Source organism: Enterobacter sp. ECC-249 (assembly GCF_043965265.1).
GTDB classification, from domain to species: domain Bacteria; phylum Pseudomonadota; class Gammaproteobacteria; order Enterobacterales; family Enterobacteriaceae; genus Enterobacter; species Enterobacter quasiroggenkampii.
This window is the reverse complement of sequence record NZ_CP143660.1, coordinates 1534863-1553462: the sequence shown is the minus strand read 5'-3', so window position 1 is coordinate 1553462 and position 18600 is coordinate 1534863. Positions and strand designations below refer to the sequence as shown.

The 18600-nt window shown below is 52.4% G+C and carries 18 protein-coding genes; 7 read left to right on the top strand and 11 right to left on the bottom strand.

Annotation, left to right across the window (positions count from 1 at the left end; genetic code table 11):
• Positions 1-51 precede the first annotated feature (51 nt).
• A complete protein-coding gene (gene queC / locus V1587_RS07420) occupies positions 52-747 on the top strand; it encodes a 7-cyano-7-deazaguanine synthase QueC (RefSeq protein ID WP_032646166.1) in 696 nt (231 codons plus the stop codon).
• Between the two features lie 2 nt (positions 748-749).
• On the opposite strand, the gene V1587_RS07415 is transcribed toward queC, so the two are convergent.
• The 11 genes from V1587_RS07415 to bolA form a co-directional block, all read right to left on the bottom strand.
• Positions 750-1079 (bottom strand): DNA-binding protein, encoded by a 330-nt coding sequence (locus V1587_RS07415; RefSeq protein ID WP_045909774.1) that lies wholly within the window; start codon positions 1077-1079, stop codon positions 750-752.
• Positions 1051-1416, bottom strand: coding sequence for a type II toxin-antitoxin system RelE/ParE family toxin (locus V1587_RS07410; protein WP_045909775.1), 366 nt, complete (start codon positions 1414-1416; stop codon positions 1051-1053). The genes V1587_RS07415 and V1587_RS07410 overlap by 29 nt, the downstream gene beginning before the upstream one ends.
• Before the next feature lie 48 nt (positions 1417-1464).
• Positions 1465-1863 carry a YbgC/FadM family acyl-CoA thioesterase gene (locus V1587_RS07405; RefSeq protein WP_371898760.1) on the bottom strand — a complete coding sequence of 133 codons (399 nt, stop codon included), beginning with the start codon at positions 1861-1863 and terminating at the stop codon, positions 1465-1467.
• 99 nt (positions 1864-1962) lie between these two features.
• Positions 1963-2343, bottom strand: a complete 381-nt coding sequence (locus V1587_RS07400) for a helix-hairpin-helix domain-containing protein (RefSeq protein ID WP_371898759.1) — start codon at positions 2341-2343, stop codon at positions 1963-1965.
• A 148-nt stretch (positions 2344-2491) separates the two neighbouring features.
• A complete protein-coding gene (ppiD, locus tag V1587_RS07395; protein ID WP_371898758.1) occupies positions 2492-4363 on the bottom strand; it encodes a peptidylprolyl isomerase in 1872 nt (623 codons plus the stop codon).
• A 212-nt stretch (positions 4364-4575) separates the two neighbouring features.
• Entirely contained in the window at positions 4576-4848 is a 273-nt protein-coding gene (hupB, locus tag V1587_RS07390) for a nucleoid-associated protein HU-beta (protein ID WP_002444653.1), read from the bottom strand.
• Between the two features lie 210 nt (positions 4849-5058).
• On the bottom strand, positions 5059-7413 hold the full coding sequence (lon, locus tag V1587_RS07385; RefSeq protein WP_023334706.1) for an endopeptidase La: 2355 nt from the start codon (positions 7411-7413) through the stop codon (positions 5059-5061).
• Positions 7414-7595: 182 nt separating this feature from the next.
• Positions 7596-8870 carry an ATP-dependent protease ATP-binding subunit ClpX gene (clpX, locus tag V1587_RS07380; RefSeq protein ID WP_024906819.1) on the bottom strand — a complete coding sequence of 425 codons (1275 nt, stop codon included), beginning with the start codon at positions 8868-8870 and terminating at the stop codon, positions 7596-7598.
• 126 nt (positions 8871-8996) lie between these two features.
• Positions 8997-9620 carry an ATP-dependent Clp endopeptidase proteolytic subunit ClpP gene (gene clpP / locus V1587_RS07375; RefSeq protein WP_010428105.1) on the bottom strand — a complete coding sequence of 208 codons (624 nt, stop codon included), beginning with the start codon at positions 9618-9620 and terminating at the stop codon, positions 8997-8999.
• A 260-nt stretch (positions 9621-9880) separates the two neighbouring features.
• Positions 9881-11179, bottom strand: a complete 1299-nt coding sequence (tig, locus tag V1587_RS07370; protein ID WP_023310569.1) for a trigger factor — start codon at positions 11177-11179, stop codon at positions 9881-9883.
• A 330-nt stretch (positions 11180-11509) separates the two neighbouring features.
• A complete protein-coding gene (gene bolA / locus V1587_RS07365; RefSeq protein ID WP_021241655.1) occupies positions 11510-11827 on the bottom strand; it encodes a transcriptional regulator BolA in 318 nt (105 codons plus the stop codon).
• A gap of 305 nt (positions 11828-12132) precedes the next feature.
• Here bolA and V1587_RS07360 point away from each other — a divergent pair, with 305 nt between their 5' ends.
• The 6 genes from V1587_RS07360 (at position 12133) to V1587_RS07335 (ending at position 18597) form a co-directional block, all read left to right on the top strand.
• Positions 12133-12711 (top strand): lipoprotein, encoded by a 579-nt coding sequence (locus V1587_RS07360; RefSeq protein ID WP_023310568.1) that lies wholly within the window; start codon positions 12133-12135, stop codon positions 12709-12711.
• 46 nt (positions 12712-12757) lie between these two features.
• Positions 12758-14233, top strand: a complete 1476-nt coding sequence (gene ampG / locus V1587_RS07355; RefSeq protein ID WP_371898757.1) for a muropeptide MFS transporter AmpG — start codon at positions 12758-12760, stop codon at positions 14231-14233.
• A gap of 478 nt (positions 14234-14711) precedes the next feature.
• Positions 14712-15659, top strand: coding sequence for a cytochrome o ubiquinol oxidase subunit II (gene cyoA / locus V1587_RS07350; protein WP_371898756.1), 948 nt, complete (start codon positions 14712-14714; stop codon positions 15657-15659).
• A 16-nt stretch (positions 15660-15675) separates the two neighbouring features.
• A complete protein-coding gene (gene cyoB, locus V1587_RS07345; RefSeq protein WP_014168864.1) occupies positions 15676-17667 on the top strand; it encodes a cytochrome o ubiquinol oxidase subunit I in 1992 nt (663 codons plus the stop codon).
• Positions 17657-18271 (top strand): cytochrome o ubiquinol oxidase subunit III, encoded by a 615-nt coding sequence (locus tag V1587_RS07340; protein WP_008503324.1) that lies wholly within the window; start codon positions 17657-17659, stop codon positions 18269-18271. Before cyoB ends, V1587_RS07340 begins: the two co-directional genes overlap by 11 nt.
• The gene (locus tag V1587_RS07335; protein ID WP_006176899.1) at positions 18271-18597 is read left to right on the top strand and encodes a cytochrome o ubiquinol oxidase subunit IV; all 327 of its coding nucleotides are present in this window, start codon (positions 18271-18273) and stop codon (positions 18595-18597) included. Before V1587_RS07340 ends, V1587_RS07335 begins: the two co-directional genes overlap by 1 nt.
• Positions 18598-18600: the final 3 nt, after the last annotated feature.

Sequence of the window (18600 nt, the reverse complement as noted above, 5' to 3'; positions counted from 1 at the left end):
TCGTGGTCAGACGGTAACATAACGCTTTTACCGTAACAGTCGAGATGATTTATGAAACGTGCCGTCGTCGTGTTCAGCGGAGGACAAGACTCTACTACCTGCCTGGTCCAGGCCCTTCATCAGTACGATGAAGTTCACTGTGTCACTTTCGATTATGGTCAGCGTCACCGCGCTGAAATCGACGTTGCCCGTGAACTGGCCCTGAAACTGGGCGCACGCGCGCACAAGGTGCTGGACGTTACGCTGTTAAATGAACTTGCCGTGAGTAGCCTCACGCGGGACAGTATTCCTGTACCAGACTATGAACCCGATGCCAGCGGCATTCCAAATACCTTCGTGCCGGGCCGTAATATCCTCTTCCTGACCCTGACGGCGATTTACGCCTATCAGGTAAAAGCCGAAGCGGTGATCACGGGCGTGTGTGAAACAGATTTCTCCGGCTACCCGGACTGTCGTGATGAGTTCGTGAAGGCGTTAAACCACGCCGTCAATCTGGGGATGGCGAAAGAGACGCGCTTTGAAACCCCGCTGATGTGGCTGGATAAAGCAGAAACCTGGGCGCTGGCGGACTACTGGGGCAAGCTGGACCTGGTTCGCAGCGAAACCCTCACCTGCTATAACGGCATCAAAGGCGATGGTTGCGGCCAGTGCGCGGCCTGTAATCTTCGCGCTAACGGGCTGAACCACTATCTTGCCGATAAAGTCGGCGTGATGGCCGCGATGCAGAAAAAGACCGGGCTTAAATAAGATTACTTGACCGTGCTGTCGAACAGTTTCACACCGGCAGCACGGGTGACTTTCATCAGCGTTGTCAGCGTTGGGTTGCCGTTGTCTGATAGGGTTCGGTATAGCTGCTGACGGGACAGACCTGCTTTGGCAGCGATTGTACCGATGCCGCCGCGGGATTCGATGACACGTCTTAACGCGATTAAGTATGCTGGGATCCCCTGTTCCTCATAAATCTCATCCAACGCAACCTGCAGATAGAGTTGAGCGTAGGAAGGGTTTTCGCGAAGCATTTTAACGACGGCTTCATCATGGCTGACGGAACTAGAAAATTTTCGTTGGCTCTTGCTCATCCGGTTTATCCTTTTGATGTTCTCTCCAGTAATCTATTGCCAGTTTCACATCAGTCTTTTGACTCTTTTTGTCACCGCCGATCAGCAACAACAGGATCTTCCGATGTTGAAGCGCAAAATAGATTCGATAGCCGGGACCACAATCAATTTTCAATTCCCAGATACCCTCTCTGAGATATCTATAATCGCCGAAATTCCCTTTCTCAGCACGGTCAATTCGCAGAAGGATCCGAAACGCTAACTCCGGATCCTTTCGCTTTATCTTTGCTACCCACTCCTCAAACGGTACTTTCCCGTCACGGGTCCGGTAGCGTTCAACGACATAGTCCCTGTCCATTATTCTATCCCTGAAAAATCCTTTTGTCTTTTATAAAAGACAACCTTTCTAAGCGATCATCAGCTCCAGCTTTTCCCGCAACTCCCCTTCCAGCGGCAGTGCTTTTTGCGTTTTCAGATCGATACAGACAAAAGTAATCAGCGCATCAGCCACAACCTGCCCTTCAGGATCGAGCGTCACCACCTGGCTTAACACTCCGCTTTTGCCGTTGATCTGCTGCACCTGGCTGGTCACAGTGAGCACATCACCCAGCAAGGCCGGACGGCGATAGTTGATGTTGATATTGACGACCACGAACGCGATGTTGTGCGCGGTCAGCCACTGAAAGCTTTCGCTGTTTTCCAGCCCGTCCCAGCGCGCTTCCTCAAGAAATTCCAGGTAGCGGGCATTATTCACATGCTGGTAAACGTCGAGGTGAAAACCGCGTACTTTGATTTTTGTCTGCATAGCGCAATAGCCTTAACTGTTATTGTAGGATGAGAGGTCATAACTGGTATGACCTCTTTATCCTGGCAAAATTTTGCCACAGTGCAAGAAATTGCGTAATTACAACGTCAGGTGTGAGAGGTTGCGCTCAACCAGCGCGCTGCCCATGCCCGGCACCTGTTTGAGATCGTCGATCGTTTTGAAAGGACCATACTCTTCGCGGTAGCTGACGATGGCCTGCGCTTTTTTCATGCCCACGCCATTCATCGCACGGGCGAGATCTTCCGCTGAGGCCGAATTGATACTGACCCGCGTACCGTCATCATCCGCATTTTTGCCGGCGTCTGTCGCTTTGGTTTGCCCTTGCACCGGCGCTGCCGCGTCGGACTTGCTCTGCGCTGTTTGTGTTTTGGCGGCGGGGGCCGACGCCATCACGCCCGCGCTCATCCCGGTGGTGGCAATAGCCAGCGTAATTAACAGTGCTTTGATTCCACATTTCATGCTGTTATCTCCTTGTTTGTTGACAGCCACGTCACGATAGCCGCCAGTTAAAACCGGCACAAACAGCAGATTGCAGAAATGGAAAAGGCCGCGAAAGCGGCCTTTAGTTTTTGCAGAGCGTTACGAAAATCTGCGAGCAGACACGTAATTACTGCTGCTGAGTCATCACATCACCCAGCTTAATTTTGGCTTCTTTACGCAGGTTGCTCATCATGGCTTCGAAGGCAATCTGAGCATTGTTCTGGGTAATCCCCTGAACCATCGCTTTCTTCTGCGCTTCTGGCAGGGTGCCTGCTTTCACTTCATCCAGCGCCAGCAGGACGACGTTACCCTGCGTATCGGTGGTAGTACCGAAGCTTGGCTTGTCCTTCGCAGGCAGAGTCAGACCAAACGCGGCCTGGCTGATTGGATCCTGGCCGGTACGGCTCAGCGTTTTCGCTTCACCGAAGCTCAGACCAGCCGCTTTCAGCGCGTCTTCTTTACCCGCTTTCAGGTCAGACAGAATCTTCTCAGCATCCAGTTTCGCCTGCTGTTCCGCTTTGTTGTGCTTAACCTGAGCGACAACCTGATCCTTCACTTCCGCCAGCGGTTTGACCGCTTCTGGCTTGTGCTCGCTGACGCGCAACACAAACGCACGATCGCCGTCGACGGTAATGATGTCAGAGTTACTACCCGGCGTGCCGTTCTCGCCCACCAGACCACCGTTGAAGATGGCATCAGAAACCGGTTTAAAGTTCAGCTCTTCCGGCAGGTTGTCACGACCAAACCAGCCCGTCTCAACCGCCTTCACACCCGCCGCCTGCTCGGCACCCGCCAGAGATTCGTTGTCGTTGCTGGCAGCATCGCTCACCTTCTGCTGCAGCGCGTAGTAGGCATCCAGCGCTTTTTCCTGTTTCACTTTCGCCGCGATATCATCGCGAACGTCAGCCAGCGGCTTGGTTTTCGCCGCGGTGATGTCGTCCAGACGAACGACCAGGAAACCCACTGAAGATTTAATGACGCCTGAAAGCTGGCCTTTCTCTTTCAGACCGGCATTTTTCAGCTCATCCGGTGTAGTTGCGTCTTCCAGCCAGCCCATATCACCGCCGTTTTTCGCAGAGATAATGTCGGTGGATTTCGCTTTCGCAACGGTCGCGAAATCAGCGCCTTTGTTCAGCTCTTCCAGTGCCGCTTTAGCATCAGCCTCGGTTTTCGTCTGAATCACGCTGTAGCGGTTACGCTGCGGCTGAGTAAACTGATCCTGATGCTGGTCGTAGTAAGACTGTATTTCAGCATCAGATGCGGTTTCCTGCAGCGCGGCCGCATCCAGCTTGATGTAGCTCACGCGGAACTGCTCTGGAGAAACAAAGGAATTCTTGTTCTGTTCGTACCAGGCGTTAACGTCAGCGTCGCTCACCTGCTGTTTCGCCGCCAGGGCGTTCACATCAATGGTTGCTTCACGTACAACACGCTGCTGTGCCACCAGCGCGGCCAGTTCGTCCGTTTCACCTTTGAGCATGAAATCGGTTCCCACGACCGCATTGATGAGCTGCTGGGTGGTCAGCTGGTTACGCAGCGCCTGAGCGTACTGATCGGCTGTCATCCCCATCTGGTTGACGATACTGTTGTAACGCGCGTTGTCGAATTTTCCGTTAGACTGGAAGGCCTGGGTGGTGAAGATGGCTTTTTTCACCTGCTCATCACTGATGCCAAGGCCCAGTTTTTTGGCATACTGATCGAGCAGCGCTTCGTCGATAAGACGGTTCAGTGTCTGTTGGCGCAGGGTCTTCATGTACCCCTCGTTCGCCGCCAGTTCAGAGAATTGGTCGCCCAGCTGTTGCTGCATACGGTTACGTTCACCGGCAAAAGCATTCTCGAACTGACCACGGCTGATTTCCTGGCCATTCACTTTTGCGGCGTAGTTTGCGCCACCGCCAATAAGGTAACTGCTCACGCCGGTCAATATGAACGACACGATAATGATACCGAAAATAATCTTGAGCACGAGACTGTTAGCAGCCGTGCGTAAGCTGTCCATCATGGTGTAACAACACTCCGCTGTAGGTGACTGGTTACCTGACGCTGACGGAAAATCCTGCCCGTCGCGCGTGAAGGCGTATTGTGACAAGAAAACGGGGCGATTGTCAGCCCACAACTCGCATAAACTCGCACAAATCAGGTCTGGACAAACAAAAAAGGCACATCAAATGATGCGCCCTTGTACTTTCCGGCTTCCCTGAAACGGGAAAGCAATCAGTTTACTGCGTCTTTCAGCGCTTTACCTGCACGGAAACCCGGCACTTTAGCAGCAGCAATGGTGATCTCTTTACCGGTCTGAGGGTTGCGGCCAGTACGGGCAGCACGCTCTTTAACAGCAAAAGTACCGAAGCCTACCAGTGCAACGTCGTCCCCAGCCTGCAGAGATTCAGTAACAGAAGCAATTAAGGCATCTAACGCACGTCCAGCTGCAGCTTTAGAAATATCAGCACCAGCAGCAATTTTGTCAATCAGTTGAGATTTATTCACTGTTCTCTTCCTCTCTTTATAATTTATATCGCGCCTGAATCCTTCACAACGCGACCGCGCAGCAGTTATATCAGGCCTGCCATGACCTTACAACACCCGTTGTTGATGGCGGACCTAATCAGCAATCTAAATTAGCTATACAAAAAAAGGCTGGCAAGTGCGAAATGACTTACCAGCCTTGTTTTTATTGACGCTCTTTGCGCGAGGTCACTATTTTGCGGTTACAACCTGCATTCCGGAGGGTTCATTCTGCAGTGCTAGACTAAGAACTTCCTCAATTCGCTTCACAGGATGAATCTGCAGATCGGCAATCACGTTGTCCGGAATCTCTTCCAGATCGCGTTTATTTTCGTAAGGGATCAATACGGTTTTGATCCCACCGCGGTGCGCCGCCAGCAGTTTTTCTTTTAAACCACCAATCGGCAGAACCTGACCACGCAGCGTGATTTCACCGGTCATTGCCACATCAGCACGCACCGGGTTACCTGTCAGGCAGGAAACCAGAGCGGTACACATGGCAATACCCGCGCTTGGACCATCTTTCGGCGTCGCCCCTTCAGGTACGTGCACGTGGATGTCGCGTTTTTCGTAGAAATCAGGGTTGATACCCAGTTTCTCCGCACGTGCGCGCACCACGGTCAGCGCAGCCTGAATGGACTCCTGCATCACTTCACCCAGCGAGCCGGTGTAGGTCAGTTTGCCTTTACCCGGTACACAGGCGGTTTCGATTGTCAGCAGATCGCCGCCCACTTCCGTCCATGCCAGACCGGTCACCTGGCCAACGCGGTTTTCGTTGTCGGCGCGACCGTAGTCGAAGCGCTGAACACCGAGATAGGCATGCAGATTATCGCCGTTAATCACAATGTGTTTCAGGCTCTTATCCAGCAGCAGCTGTTTCACCGCCTTACGGCACAGTTTAGAGATTTCACGCTCAAGGCTACGCACGCCCGCTTCACGGGTGTAGTAGCGAATGATGCCAATAATCGCGCTGTCCTCGACGGTCAGCTCGTTGGCTTTCAGCGCGTTACGCTCAATCTGTTTCGGCAGCAGGTGCTGTTTAGCAATGTTCAGCTTCTCGTCTTCGGTGTAACCGGAGAGACGGATCACTTCCATACGGTCCAGCAGCGGAGCCGGAATGTTCATGGAGTTCGACGTCGCCACGAACATGACGTCGCTCAGGTCGTAGTCCACTTCCAGGTAGTGATCGCTGAACGCCACGTTCTGTTCTGGATCAAGCACTTCCAGCAGTGCAGACGCTGGATCGCCACGCATGTCAGACGACATCTTGTCGATCTCATCCAGCAGGAACAGCGGGTTTTTAACGCCCACTTTCGCCATCTTCTGGATCAGTTTACCCGGCATAGAACCGATGTAGGTACGGCGGTGACCGCGGATTTCCGCTTCATCGCGTACGCCACCCAGCGCCATACGGATATACTTACGTCCGGTCGCTTTAGCGATGGACTGACCCAGAGAGGTTTTACCCACCCCTGGCGGTCCTACCAGGCACAGAATTGGGCCTTTGATTTTGTTTACACGGCTTTGTACCGCGAGGTACTCAAGAATGCGGTCTTTCACGCGTTCCAGGCCGTAGTGGTCGGTATCGAGGATTTCCTGCGCCTGACGCAGGTCTTTTTTGACCTTGCTGCGGGCGTTCCACGGAACCTGCACCATCCACTCAATGTAGCCGCGTACAACGGTCGCTTCAGCCGACATTGGAGACATCATTTTCAGCTTCTGCAACTCGGCTTCGGCTTTCTCTTTCGCCTCTTTCGGCATCTTCGCCGCGTCGATCTTACGCTTCAGCGCTTCGTTTTCGTCCGGCGCATCGTCCATCTCGCCCAGTTCTTTCTGAATGGCCTTCATTTGCTCATTCAGATAGTACTCACGCTGAGATTTCTCCATCTGCTTTTTAACGCGGTTGCGAATGCGCTTCTCAACCTGCAGCAGATCGATTTCAGACTCCATCATCGCCATCAGGTATTCCAGACGTTCGTTAACGTCGGACATTTCCAGCACGGACTGTTTGTCAGCCAGCTTCAGCGGCATGTGTGCAGCGATGGTGTCCGCCAGACGAGCAGGATCGTCGATGCTGTTCAGCGACGTCAGCACTTCTGGTGGGATTTTCTTGTTCAGCTTGATATAGCCTTCAAACTGGCTAATCGCGGTGCGAACCAGTACTTCCTGCTCGCGCTCATCAAGTTCAGGCGAATCAAGGTACTCTGCCTTCGCAGAGAAGTGTTCGCCGTCGTCTGACAGAGTGGTAATACGCGCACGCTGCAGGCCTTCTACCAGCACCTTAACGGTGCCGTCAGGCAGCTTCAGCATTTGCAAAATAGAGGCCACGGTCCCGACGGTGAAAAGATCGTTTACACCCGGCTCATCCGTTGATGCTTCTTTCTGCGCCACCAGCATGATTTTTTTATCATGATCCATAGCGGCTTCGAGGCAACGGATAGATTTTTCCCGCCCTACAAATAAGGGTATGACCATGTGCGGATAAACCACCACATCGCGCAACGGCAATACGGGGATTTCAATGCGTTCAGAACGCTCAGGATTCATAGAGCTCTCTCTTAGTTAGTGTCCGCCAGGTAAGCTGGTCATGTCACTGTGCTTCACATAACCATTAACATGTATCCAGTATATGGGGATGTTTCCCACACATTCAACGCTATGAATACGGAAAAAGTAAAGGGGAGATAAAATCCCCCCTTTTTGATTAACTGCTTGTATGATTTGGTGAATTATTCGCCAGATGCCTGCTGTGCTTCCGGTTTGCCGTAAATCAGCAGCGGCTTGGTTTGACCGCTAATGACGGACTCGTCAATCACCACTTTCTCAACGTCTTCCATCGACGGCAGATCGTACATGGTGTCGAGCAGTGCCGCTTCAACGATAGAACGCAGGCCACGGGCACCGGTTTTACGGATCATCGCTTTCTTGGCAATGGCATCCAGCGCTTCGTCGCGGAATTCCAGATCAACGCCTTCCAGATTAAACAGCGCCTGATACTGCTTGGTCAGCGCATTTTTCGGCTCTTTCAGGATCTGGATCAGCGCGTCTTCGCTCAGCTCATTCAGCGTTGCCACAACAGGCAGACGGCCAATAAATTCAGGGATCAGACCGAATTTGATCAGATCTTCCGGCTCAACCTGAGACAGCAGTTCGCCTTCATTCGGTTTTTCGGACGTCGATTTCACCGTTGCGCCAAAACCAATGCCGGAGCCGGTTTCAACACGGTGGGAGATGACTTTGTCCAGACCGGCAAACGCACCGCCACAGATGAACAGAATCTTGGAGGTATCAACCTGCAGGAACTCCTGCTGAGGATGTTTACGACCACCCTGTGGTGGAACGGCGGCAACCGTACCTTCGATCAGCTTCAACAGTGCCTGCTGTACGCCTTCACCCGATACGTCACGGGTAATGGACGGGTTGTCTGATTTACGGGAGATCTTGTCGATCTCATCGATGTAAACAATCCCGCGCTGGGCTTTCTGTACGTCGTAATCGCACTTCTGCAGCAGTTTCTGGATGATGTTTTCGACGTCCTCACCCACATAACCGGCTTCGGTCAGGGTGGTGGCATCAGCCATCGTGAACGGAACATCAAGCAGGCGTGCCAGGGTTTCAGCCAGCAGCGTTTTACCGGAACCGGTTGGGCCGATCAGCAGAATGTTACTTTTACCCAGTTCTACGCCATTGCTGGTGTCGCCGTTACGCAGGCGTTTGTAGTGGTTATAGACCGCTACCGCCAGCACTTTCTTGGCCTGCTCCTGGCCGATGACGTAGTCGTCAAGGTGATGACGAATTTCATGCGGCGTTGGCAGCGCGCTGCGCTCACGGTGCGGTGCGACTTCTTTAATCTCTTCGCGAATGATGTCGTTACATAAATCGACACATTCGTCGCAGATATACACGGACGGCCCGGCAATCAGTTTACGCACTTCATGCTGGCTTTTGCCGCAAAAAGAGCAGTACAGCAGTTTGCCCGAACCATCTTTGCGTTTATCTGTCATGAGTCCAAACCTCTTTTTAAGTTCTTTGTGCCGCACATGACGACGCAAATGCCATTCTAAGACGCAAGCTGCAGTTAGCAGCGTGCCGCCCTACATTAGTATAGCGGCACACTCGCGTCGCGGGCATCAATTACGATGGGTCAACACGGAGTCGACTAAGCCGTACTCAACTGCCTCTGGAGCAGAGAGGAAGCGATCGCGCTCGGTATCGCGCTCGATCTGCTCGAGTGGTTGACCCGTATGCTGCGCCATAAGTTCATTCATGCGCGCTTTTACTTTCAGAATTTCGCGGGCGTGGATTTCGATATCCGTCGCCTGCCCCTGGTAACCGCCCAGCGGCTGGTGAATCATCACGCGGGAATTTGGCAAGCAGAAACGCTTACCCTTCGCCCCTGCGGTTAACAGGAACGCGCCCATCGATGCAGCCTGACCCATACAGATAGTGCTTACATCAGGCTTGATGAATTGCATGGTGTCATAAATAGACATCCCTGCTGTAATCACGCCACCTGGGGAGTTGATGTACAGGTAAATGTCTTTTTCCGGATTTTCCGCTTCCAGAAACAGCATCTGCGCCACGATCAGGTTAGCCATGTGGTCTTCCACCTGGCCGGTCAGAAAGATAACGCGTTCCTTGAGCAGACGGGAATAGATATCAAAAGAACGCTCACCACGTGAGGTCTGTTCAATAACCATTGGCACCAGAGCCATATGGGGTGCAAAGTTATCTCGTTCGCCACTGTATGACATTTCCGTCTCCTGGATCAAAATTGAAAACACCTGCTGTACTGATTGTAACCTTACGGACGGATTATCAGCCAGTCTCATTCATCGTGATTACGTACTTATGGGGTTTACAGTGCCCTATTTCAAGCATAACAACCTTTTGTTGTTACGCTAACACCGAAAGGGCGTTTTAGCACTCTTCCTGGGCTCTGGCTGCGATAAAAAAAACCCGCTGCCGCAAGGCAACGGGTTTTCTGTTCAAACTTTAAACCGTTGGGGCGAAATTACGCCTGCTGGTTCATCAGTTCGTTGAAAGAGGTCGCTTTTTCGGTCACTTTCGCTTTCGCCAGTACCGCTTCAACCGCCTGCTCTTCCAGGGCTACGTTGCGCATGTTGTCCATCAGCTCTTTGTTCTTACCGTAGAACTCGATCACTTCTGATGGATCTTCGTATGCAGAAGCCATCTCTTCGATCAGGCCTTTCACACGCTCTTCGTCAGCTTTCAGCTCGTGGGTACGAATCACTTCGCCCAGCAGCAGGCCAACGACAACGCGACGTTTCGCTTGCTCTTCGAACAGCTCACGCGGCAGTTCCATCGCTTGCTGCTGGTTGCCACCGAAACGCTGTGCAGCCTGACGGCGCAGAACGTCGATTTCGCTGTCGATCAGGGCAGCAGGAACGTCGATTTCGTTGGCTTTCACCAGACCTTCGATCGCCTGAGACTTCACACGGTTGCGCACAGCACCGTTCAGCTCGCGTTCCATGTTTTTACGCACTTCGGTACGCAGACCCGCTACGGAACCATCTTCCACGCCGAAACGCTTGATGAATTCTTCAGTCAGCTCTGGCAGTTCACGCTCTTCAACTTTCTTCAGGTTGATAGCGAACTTAGCTGCTTTACCTTTCAGGTTTTCAGCGTGGTACTCTTCCGGGAAGGTCACGTCGATGGTGAACTCTTCGCCAGCCTTGTGGCCTTTGATACCGTCTTCGAAGCCTGGGATCATACGACCCTGGCCCATTGCCAGTACGAAGTCAGACGCTTTACCGCCTTCGAACTCTTCGCCGTCTACAGAACCGGTGAAGTCGATGGTGACACGGTCTTCAGCGTCAACAGCGCCTTCTTTCTCTTTCCAGTTCGCCTGCTGCTTGCGCAGGGTATCCAGCATGCCGTCAACGTCTTCGTCAGTCACGGAAACAACTGGTTTTTCAACTTCGATAGATTCCAGACCTTTCAGCTCAACTTCCGGGTACACTTCGAACTCTACGGAGTAGGTGAAGTCTTCGCCCAGTTTGTATTCGCCTGGAACGTAGTTAGGCGCGCCGGCCGGATTGATTTTTTCTTTGATGATCGCATCAATAAAGTTACGGCTCATCAGTTCACCCAGCACATCCTGACGCACGGAGGCGCCATAACGCTGAGCAACAACATTCATTGGTACTTTGCCCTTGCGGAAGCCGTCAATACGTACTTTTTTTGCTACGTTGACCAGCTCGCTTTTCACAGCAGTTTCGATGCTGTCAGCAGCGATAGTAATCGTTACACGGCGGCCAAGGCCTTGAGTGGTTTCAACTGAAACTTGCATCTTGTTACCTCAAAAAAATCACAGTGCTCGGTCAACTCTGAATCTGTCTGTTATACCGGGATGCTCTCTTAGTGCAGATTCACATTCCCTGTCGCCAGAATCATCCCGAAGACATTCAATAAGACGCGGCATTATAGCGGCATCACTTAGGTGAGTCGAGAACGGTTGGGGCATGTTGCTGCGGCTTTTTTCACACTTTAAGGCTATTTTTAGCCTTAAAATCGCACCATTCGCTCAAAACGTAGACAAAACAAAACGGCCCGGGGGCCGTTTTGAGGAAATCTGTAAGCAACATACTGGAAAAGCTCCAGCCGTTGCAAATCCGATTTATCAGGCGATAGTGCCTGCACCGCGACAGGGCGGCGATGCGAAAACCGTATCCTGCAGGCCTTCCCATTCCTTAATGGTGTAGGTATGCAATGCCAGCGCATGCACGGTCGTGGAGAGTTCTTCCGTTAAGGTGCTGTAGATCAAGCGGTGTCGATTCAGGAAACGTTCTCCCGTGAAGCGATCGCTAACCAGAACCACTTTAAAGTGGCTTTCAGAACCTGCCGGTACGTTATGACGATAGCTTTCGTCGACGACTTCGAGGAACACAGGGTTGAACGCTGCCCTTAATTTATCTTCTATATGCTCACGTATCATCATGAAATTACTCCTCCGACAACGCCAGGATGTCACCCATCCCTTTAAATGTTAGCCGCTTTTACCGTTTCCATTACACCTTGACAACAAATATTTAGCTTTCGTCTGATTTTCTCATTCAAACGAATGAAGTTCACTGTGAGACTCATACGTTTTGTCATACACGGATTGGGAAAAACGGTGAACTGGTCAGTTTTCGGACAAGGCGATGAATTTACATGCGTTGACCACTTCCCCTCGCCGTTAGCGATGTTATGATGGCGGCAATTTTTCTCTTTATATGCTTACGATTCGTTGAGAACCCGAAAATGTTAAAAAAACTCTTCTTTCCGTTGGTAGCCCTTTTTATGCTGGCAGGCTGTGCTACCCCGCCTACCACTATTGATGTCTCACCAAAAATCACTCTGCCTCAGCAGGACCCAAGCCTGATGGGCGTCACCGTAAGCATTAACGGTGCCGATCAGCGTCAGGACCAGGCGCTGGCAAAAGTGACCCGCGATAACCAGCAGGTTACCCTCACCGCGTCCCGCGACCTGCGCTTCCTGCTCCAGGAAGTTCTGGAGAAGCAGATGACCGCTCGCGGCTACATGATTGGCCCAAGCGGCGCTGTCGATCTGCAGATCATCGTGAATAACCTGTACGCTGACGTGTCTCAGGGCAACGTGCGCTACAACATCGCGACCAAAGCGGATATCGCCATCATTGCCACCGCGAAGAATGGCAACAAGATGACCAAAAACTACCGCGCCAGCTATTCTGTTGAAGGTGCGTTCCAGGCCTCCAACCAGAACATCGCTAACGCCGTTAACAGCGTGCTGACCGACACCATCGCCGATATGGCGCAGGACACCAGCATTCACGACTTCATCAAGCAAAACGCGCGTTAATCCCGCTCGCTGACCCGGTGTATCACCGGGTCAGTTTTATAAAGACATGTCCAGCCATTACTTACGCATTTTCCAGCAACCGAAATCAGCTATCCTGCTGATCCTCGGCTTCGCCTCGGGTTTACCCCTCGCACTCACTTCCGGCACGCTTCAGGCCTGGATGACGGTTGAGAACATCGATCTTAAAACCATTGGTTTCTTCTCGCTTGTGGGCCAGGCCTATGTCTTTAAGTTCCTGTGGTCTCCGGTCATGGATCGCTATACGCCGCCTTTCCTGGGGCGTCGGCGCGGCTGGTTAGTGATGACGCAGATCCTGCTGCTGCTGGCCATTGCGGCGATGGGTTTTCTTGAACCTACCACACAGCTTCGCTGGATGGCGGCGCTTGCGGTGGTGATTGCCTTCTGTTCCGCCTCTCAGGATATCGTGTTCGACGCCTGGAAGACGGACGTGTTACCTGCGGAAGAGCGCGGCGCCGGGGCGGCAATCAGCGTGCTGGGCTATCGCCTCGGGATGCTGGTCTCCGGCGGTCTGGCGCTGTGGCTGGCAGACCGTTACCTTGGCTGGCAGGGCATGTACTGGCTGATGGCTGCTCTGTTGATCCCGTGCATTATCGCGACGCTATTAGCGCCAGAACCGAGTGATGTCATCCCGGTTCCCCGCTCACTGGAGCAGGCCGTCGCCGAACCGCTACGCGACTTCTTTGGCCGCAACAACGCCTGGCTGATCCTGCTGCTTATCGTTCTTTATAAGCTGGGTGACGCTTTTGCCATGAGCCTGACCACCACCTTCCTTATCAGGGGTGTCGGTTTTGACGCCGGTGAAGTGGGCGTGGTGAATAAAACGCTGGGGCTGTTTGCGACCATTGTCGGCGCACTGTATGGCGGCGTGTTGATGCAGCGCCTGACGCTGTTCCGCGCGCTGCTGATTTTCGGCATCCTTCAGGGCGCCTCTAACGCAGGCTACTGGCTGCTGTCGATTACCGACAAACATATGATTAGCATGGCCGCGGCGGTATTCTTCGAAAACCTCTGCGGCGGCATGGGGACCGCGGCGTTTGTCGCCCTGCTGATGACGCTGTGCAACAAGTCATTTTCCGCCACGCAGTTCGCTCTGCTCTCGGCGCTCTCCGCCGTTGGCCGCGTGTACGTGGGCCCGATTGCTGGCTGGTTTGTGGAAGCCCACGGCTGGCCAACATTTTATCTCTTCTCGGTCGTGGCTGCCGTGCCGGGAATTTTATTGCTGCTGGTCTGCCGCCAGACGCTGGAATATACCCAGCGGACAGAACATTTTATGCCGCGTACCGAATATCGCCGCGCCTACCGTTTTGCGTTACGTCTGTTAATGGCGGGCTGCATTGCTCTGGCGCTCTGGCTTGTGGTGCTTATTATCAATGCTAGTTCCTCTCTGGCACTCCCTTTCGAAGCCCTTCTGCTGGACGCAGGCGCCCTGTTGGCTATCGCTGGGATCCTGATCGGAGGTCTGCTTGATTTCATGGCGTTGCGTAAAACGCAGATGACCTGAAGAAAAATGCGAAAGGTTATTTCCCGTTGTAATCACTAACTGAAATTATAACGGCGAAATAGCCACCAGCCACTAAAAAAAATATTTGTTGTTTTGTGCGGGATAGGATTTGGAAATTATTGGCTCCCGTTCCAAAACGCTATTTTTCATTAAACGATTCAGCATACGAGAGTTTGATTTTTCGTTTTTCAGATGTCTTTTTATTGATAATTAATTGTTAATTTTTTGTTTATTTTCAACAATGGTTATACCAATTGTCCCTTTTAGGGTATGCTTGGGGGTCCTTTCGTTATAAAGCCCATGCCATGCGGCTTCGGTCATAAAAACCGACATAATTTGCAACACTTGTGACACGTGCGGCAGAACCCGGTAACACCTTCCTGACACAGGCCTAATGATGTTTACAGTAATGTAACCTTCCCGTAAAATGCCCGCACACTTTAAACGCCACCAGACTCCGTGGAATTGAGGTCGTTAAATGAGACTCGGGAAATACAATAAAAGTTTGGGATGGTTGTCATTATTCGCGGGCACTGTATTACTCAGTGGCTGCGATTCTGCACTACTAGACCCCAAAGGACAGATTGGACTGGAACAACGTTCACTGATATTGACGGCTTTTGGCCTGATGTTGATTGTGGTTATTCCTGCCATTTTGATGGCTGTTGGTTTCGCCTGGAAGTATCGTGCGAGCAATAAAGATGCGAAGTATAGCCCTAACTGGTCACACTCCAATAAAGTGGAAGCTGTGGTCTGGACGGTACCTATTCTGATCATCCTGTTCCTTGCCGTACTGACCTGGAAAACCACTCACGCACTTGAGCCAAGCAAACCGCTGGTTCACGATGAGAAACCTATTACCATTGAAGTGGTCTCCATGGACTGGAAATGGTTCTTCATCTATCCAGAGCAGGGTATTGCTACCGTGAATGAAATCGCCTTCCCGGCGAACACTCCGGTACAGTTCAAAGTGACCTCCAACTCCGTAATGAACTCCTTCTTCATCCCACGTCTGGGTAGCCAGATTTACGCGATGGCCGGTATGCAGACCAATCTGCATCTGATCGCGAATGAAGCAGGCACCTATGATGGTATCTCCGCCAGCTATAGCGGCCCGGGCTTCTCAGGTATGAAGTTCAAAGCTATTGCAACGCCAGACCGTGCCGCTTTCGACCAGTGGGTTGAAAAAGCGAGGCAGTCTCCAAACACCATGTCTGACATGGCGGCGTTCGAAAAAGTGGCTGCACCAAGCGAATACAACAAGGTGGAGTACTTCTCTAATGTGAAACCAGATTTGTTCAAAGACGTTATTGGCAAATTTATGGATCACGGCAAGAGCATGGACATGACCCAGTCTGAAGGCGAGCACAGCGCGCACGAAGGTATGGAAGGCATGGACATGAGCCACGCGGAAACCGCTCACTAAGGGGCCGAGGAAGAAAATGTTCGGAAAATTGACACTGGATGCAGTGCCCTACCATGAACCGATTATCGTGGTTACGGTGGCTGCAATTATCATTGGTGGCGCGGCCTTACTGGCCCTGATCACTTACTTCGGTAAGTGGAGCTACCTGTGGAACGAGTGGCTGACTTCGGTTGACCACAAAAAACTCGGTATCATGTACTGCATCGTCGGTATCGTCATGTTAATTCGTGGCTTTGCGGATGCGATCATGATGCGTAGCCAGCAGGCACTCGCTTCTGCGGGTGAAGCCGGCTTCCTGCCACCGCACCACTACGATCAGATCTTTACCGCCCACGGCGTTATCATGATCTTCTTCGTGGCGATGCCGCTGGTTATCGGTCTGATGAACGTTGTCGTTCCGCTGCAAATCGGCGCGCGCGACGTGGCGTTCCCGTTCCTGAACAACCTGAGCTTCTGGTTCACGGTTGTCGGCGTTATCCTGGTTAACCTGTCACTGGGTGTCGGCGAATTCGCGCAGACCGGCTGGCTGGCTTATCCACCGCTGTCAGGAATTGAGTACAGTCCGGGCGTTGGCGTCGACTACTGGATTTGGGCGCTTCAGCTCTCCGGTGTCGGTACTACCCTGACCGGTATCAACTTCTTCGTGACCATTATCAAGATGCGTGCCCCTGGCATGACCATGTTCAAGATGCCGGTATTTACCTGGGCATCTCTGTGCGCCAACATCCTGATTATTGCCTCCTTCCCAATTCTGACCGTCACCATCGCGCTGCTGACCCTGGACCGCTACCTGGGCACCCATTTCTTCACGAATGATATGGGTGGCAACATGATGATGTACATCAACCTGATTTGGGCCTGGGGTCACCCGGAAGTGTACATTCTGGTTCTGCCTGTGTTCGGTGTGTTCTCCGAAATCGCGGCAACCTTCTCGCGTAAACGTCTGTTTGGTTACACCTCTCTGGTGTGGGCAACCGTGTGTATTACCGTTCTGTCGTTCATCGTTTGGCTGCACCACTTCTTCACCATGGGTGCGGGCGCGAACGTAAACGCCTTCTTCGGTATTACCACCATGATTATCGCCATCCCTACCGGGGTGAAGATCTTCAACTGGCTGTTCACCATGTACCAGGGCCGTATCGTGTTCCACTCAGCAATGCTGTGGACCATCGGCTTCATCGTAACCTTCTCCGTAGGTGGGATGACCGGCGTACTGCTGGCAGTACCAGGTGCTGACTTCGTTCTGCACAACAGCCTGTTCCTGATTGCGCACTTCCATAACGTTATCATCGGTGGCGTGGTCTTCGGCTGCTTCGCTGGCGTAACCTACTGGTGGCCAAAAGCGTTCGGCTTCACGCTGAACGAAAAATGGGGTAAACGCGCGTTCTGGTTCTGGATCATCGGCTTCTTCGTGGCATTTATGCCGCTGTACGTGCTGGGCTTCATGGGTATGACCCGTCGTCTGAGCCAGCAGATCGATCCGCAGTTCCACCCAATGCTGATGGTTGCAGCGGGCGGCGCAGTGCTGATTGCATGTGGTATCGCGTCTCAGCTGATTCAGTTCTACGTGTCTATTCGCGACCGCGACCAGAACCGTGACCTGACCGGTGACCCATGGGGTGGCCGTACGCTGGAGTGGGCGACCTCTTCTCCACCTCCTTTCTATAACTTCGCCATTGTGCCGCAGGTTCATGAACGTGACGCATTCTGGGAAATGAAAGAGAAAGGTGAAGCGTACAAGCAACCTGCTCATTACGAAGAGATCCACATGCCGAAAAACAGCGGTGCGGGTATTGTTATTGCCGCCTTCGCAACGGTATTTGGTTTCGCAATGATCTGGCACATCTGGTGGATGGCGATTGTTGGCTTCGCCGGCATCGTAATCAGCTGGATTGTGAAGAGCTTTGACGAGGACGTGGACTACTACGTACCAGTCCGTGAAGTTGAGAAGCTGGAAAATCAGCATTTCGACGAGATTTCTAAAGCGGGGCTGAAAAATGGCAACTGATACTCTGGCGCACTCAACTGCCCACGCGCATGAACATGCGCACCACGATACAGGACCGACCAAAGTCTTCGGTTTCTGGATCTACCTGATGAGCGACTGCATTCTGTTCTGCTGTCTGTTCGCGACCTATGCCGTTCTGGTGAACGGCACGGCGGGCGGCCCGACCGGCAAGGACATCTTTGAACTGCCGTTCGTTCTGGTTGAAACCGCACTGCTGTTATTCAGCTCCATCACCTACGGCATGGCGGCTATCGCCATGTACAAAAACAACAAGAGCCAGGTTGTTTCCTGGCTGGCGTTGACCTGGTTGTTTGGTGCTGGATTTATCGGGATGGAAATCTATGAATTCCATCACCTGATCATGGAAGGCTTCGGCCCGGATCGTAGTGGCTTCCTGTCAGCGTTCTTCGCGCTGGTCGGCACTCACGGTCTGCACGTGACCTCCGGTCTGATCTGGATGGCAGTCCTGATGTTCCAGATCTCCCGTCGCGGCCTGACCAGTACTAACCGTACCCGTATCCTGTGCCTGAGCCTGTTCTGGCACTTCCTGGACGTGGTGTGGATCTGTGTGTTCTCTGTTGTCTATCTGATGGGGGCGATGTAATGAGTCATTCTAACGATCATGGCGCTTCCCACGGCAGCGTAAAAACCTACATGACAGGTTTCATCCTGTCGATCATCCTGACGGTGATCCCGTTCTGGATGGTGATGAGCGGTTCTGCGTCTAAGCCGGTTATTCTGGGTGCAATCCTGGTGACCGCGGTGATTCAGATTCTGGTGCATCTGGTTTGCTTCCTGCACATGAACACCAAGTCCGATGAAGGCTGGAATATGACCGCCTTTATCTTTACCGTGATTATCATCGCTATCCTGGTAGTCGGTTCCATCTGGATTATGTGGAACCTCAACTACAACATGATGGTTCACTAAGAG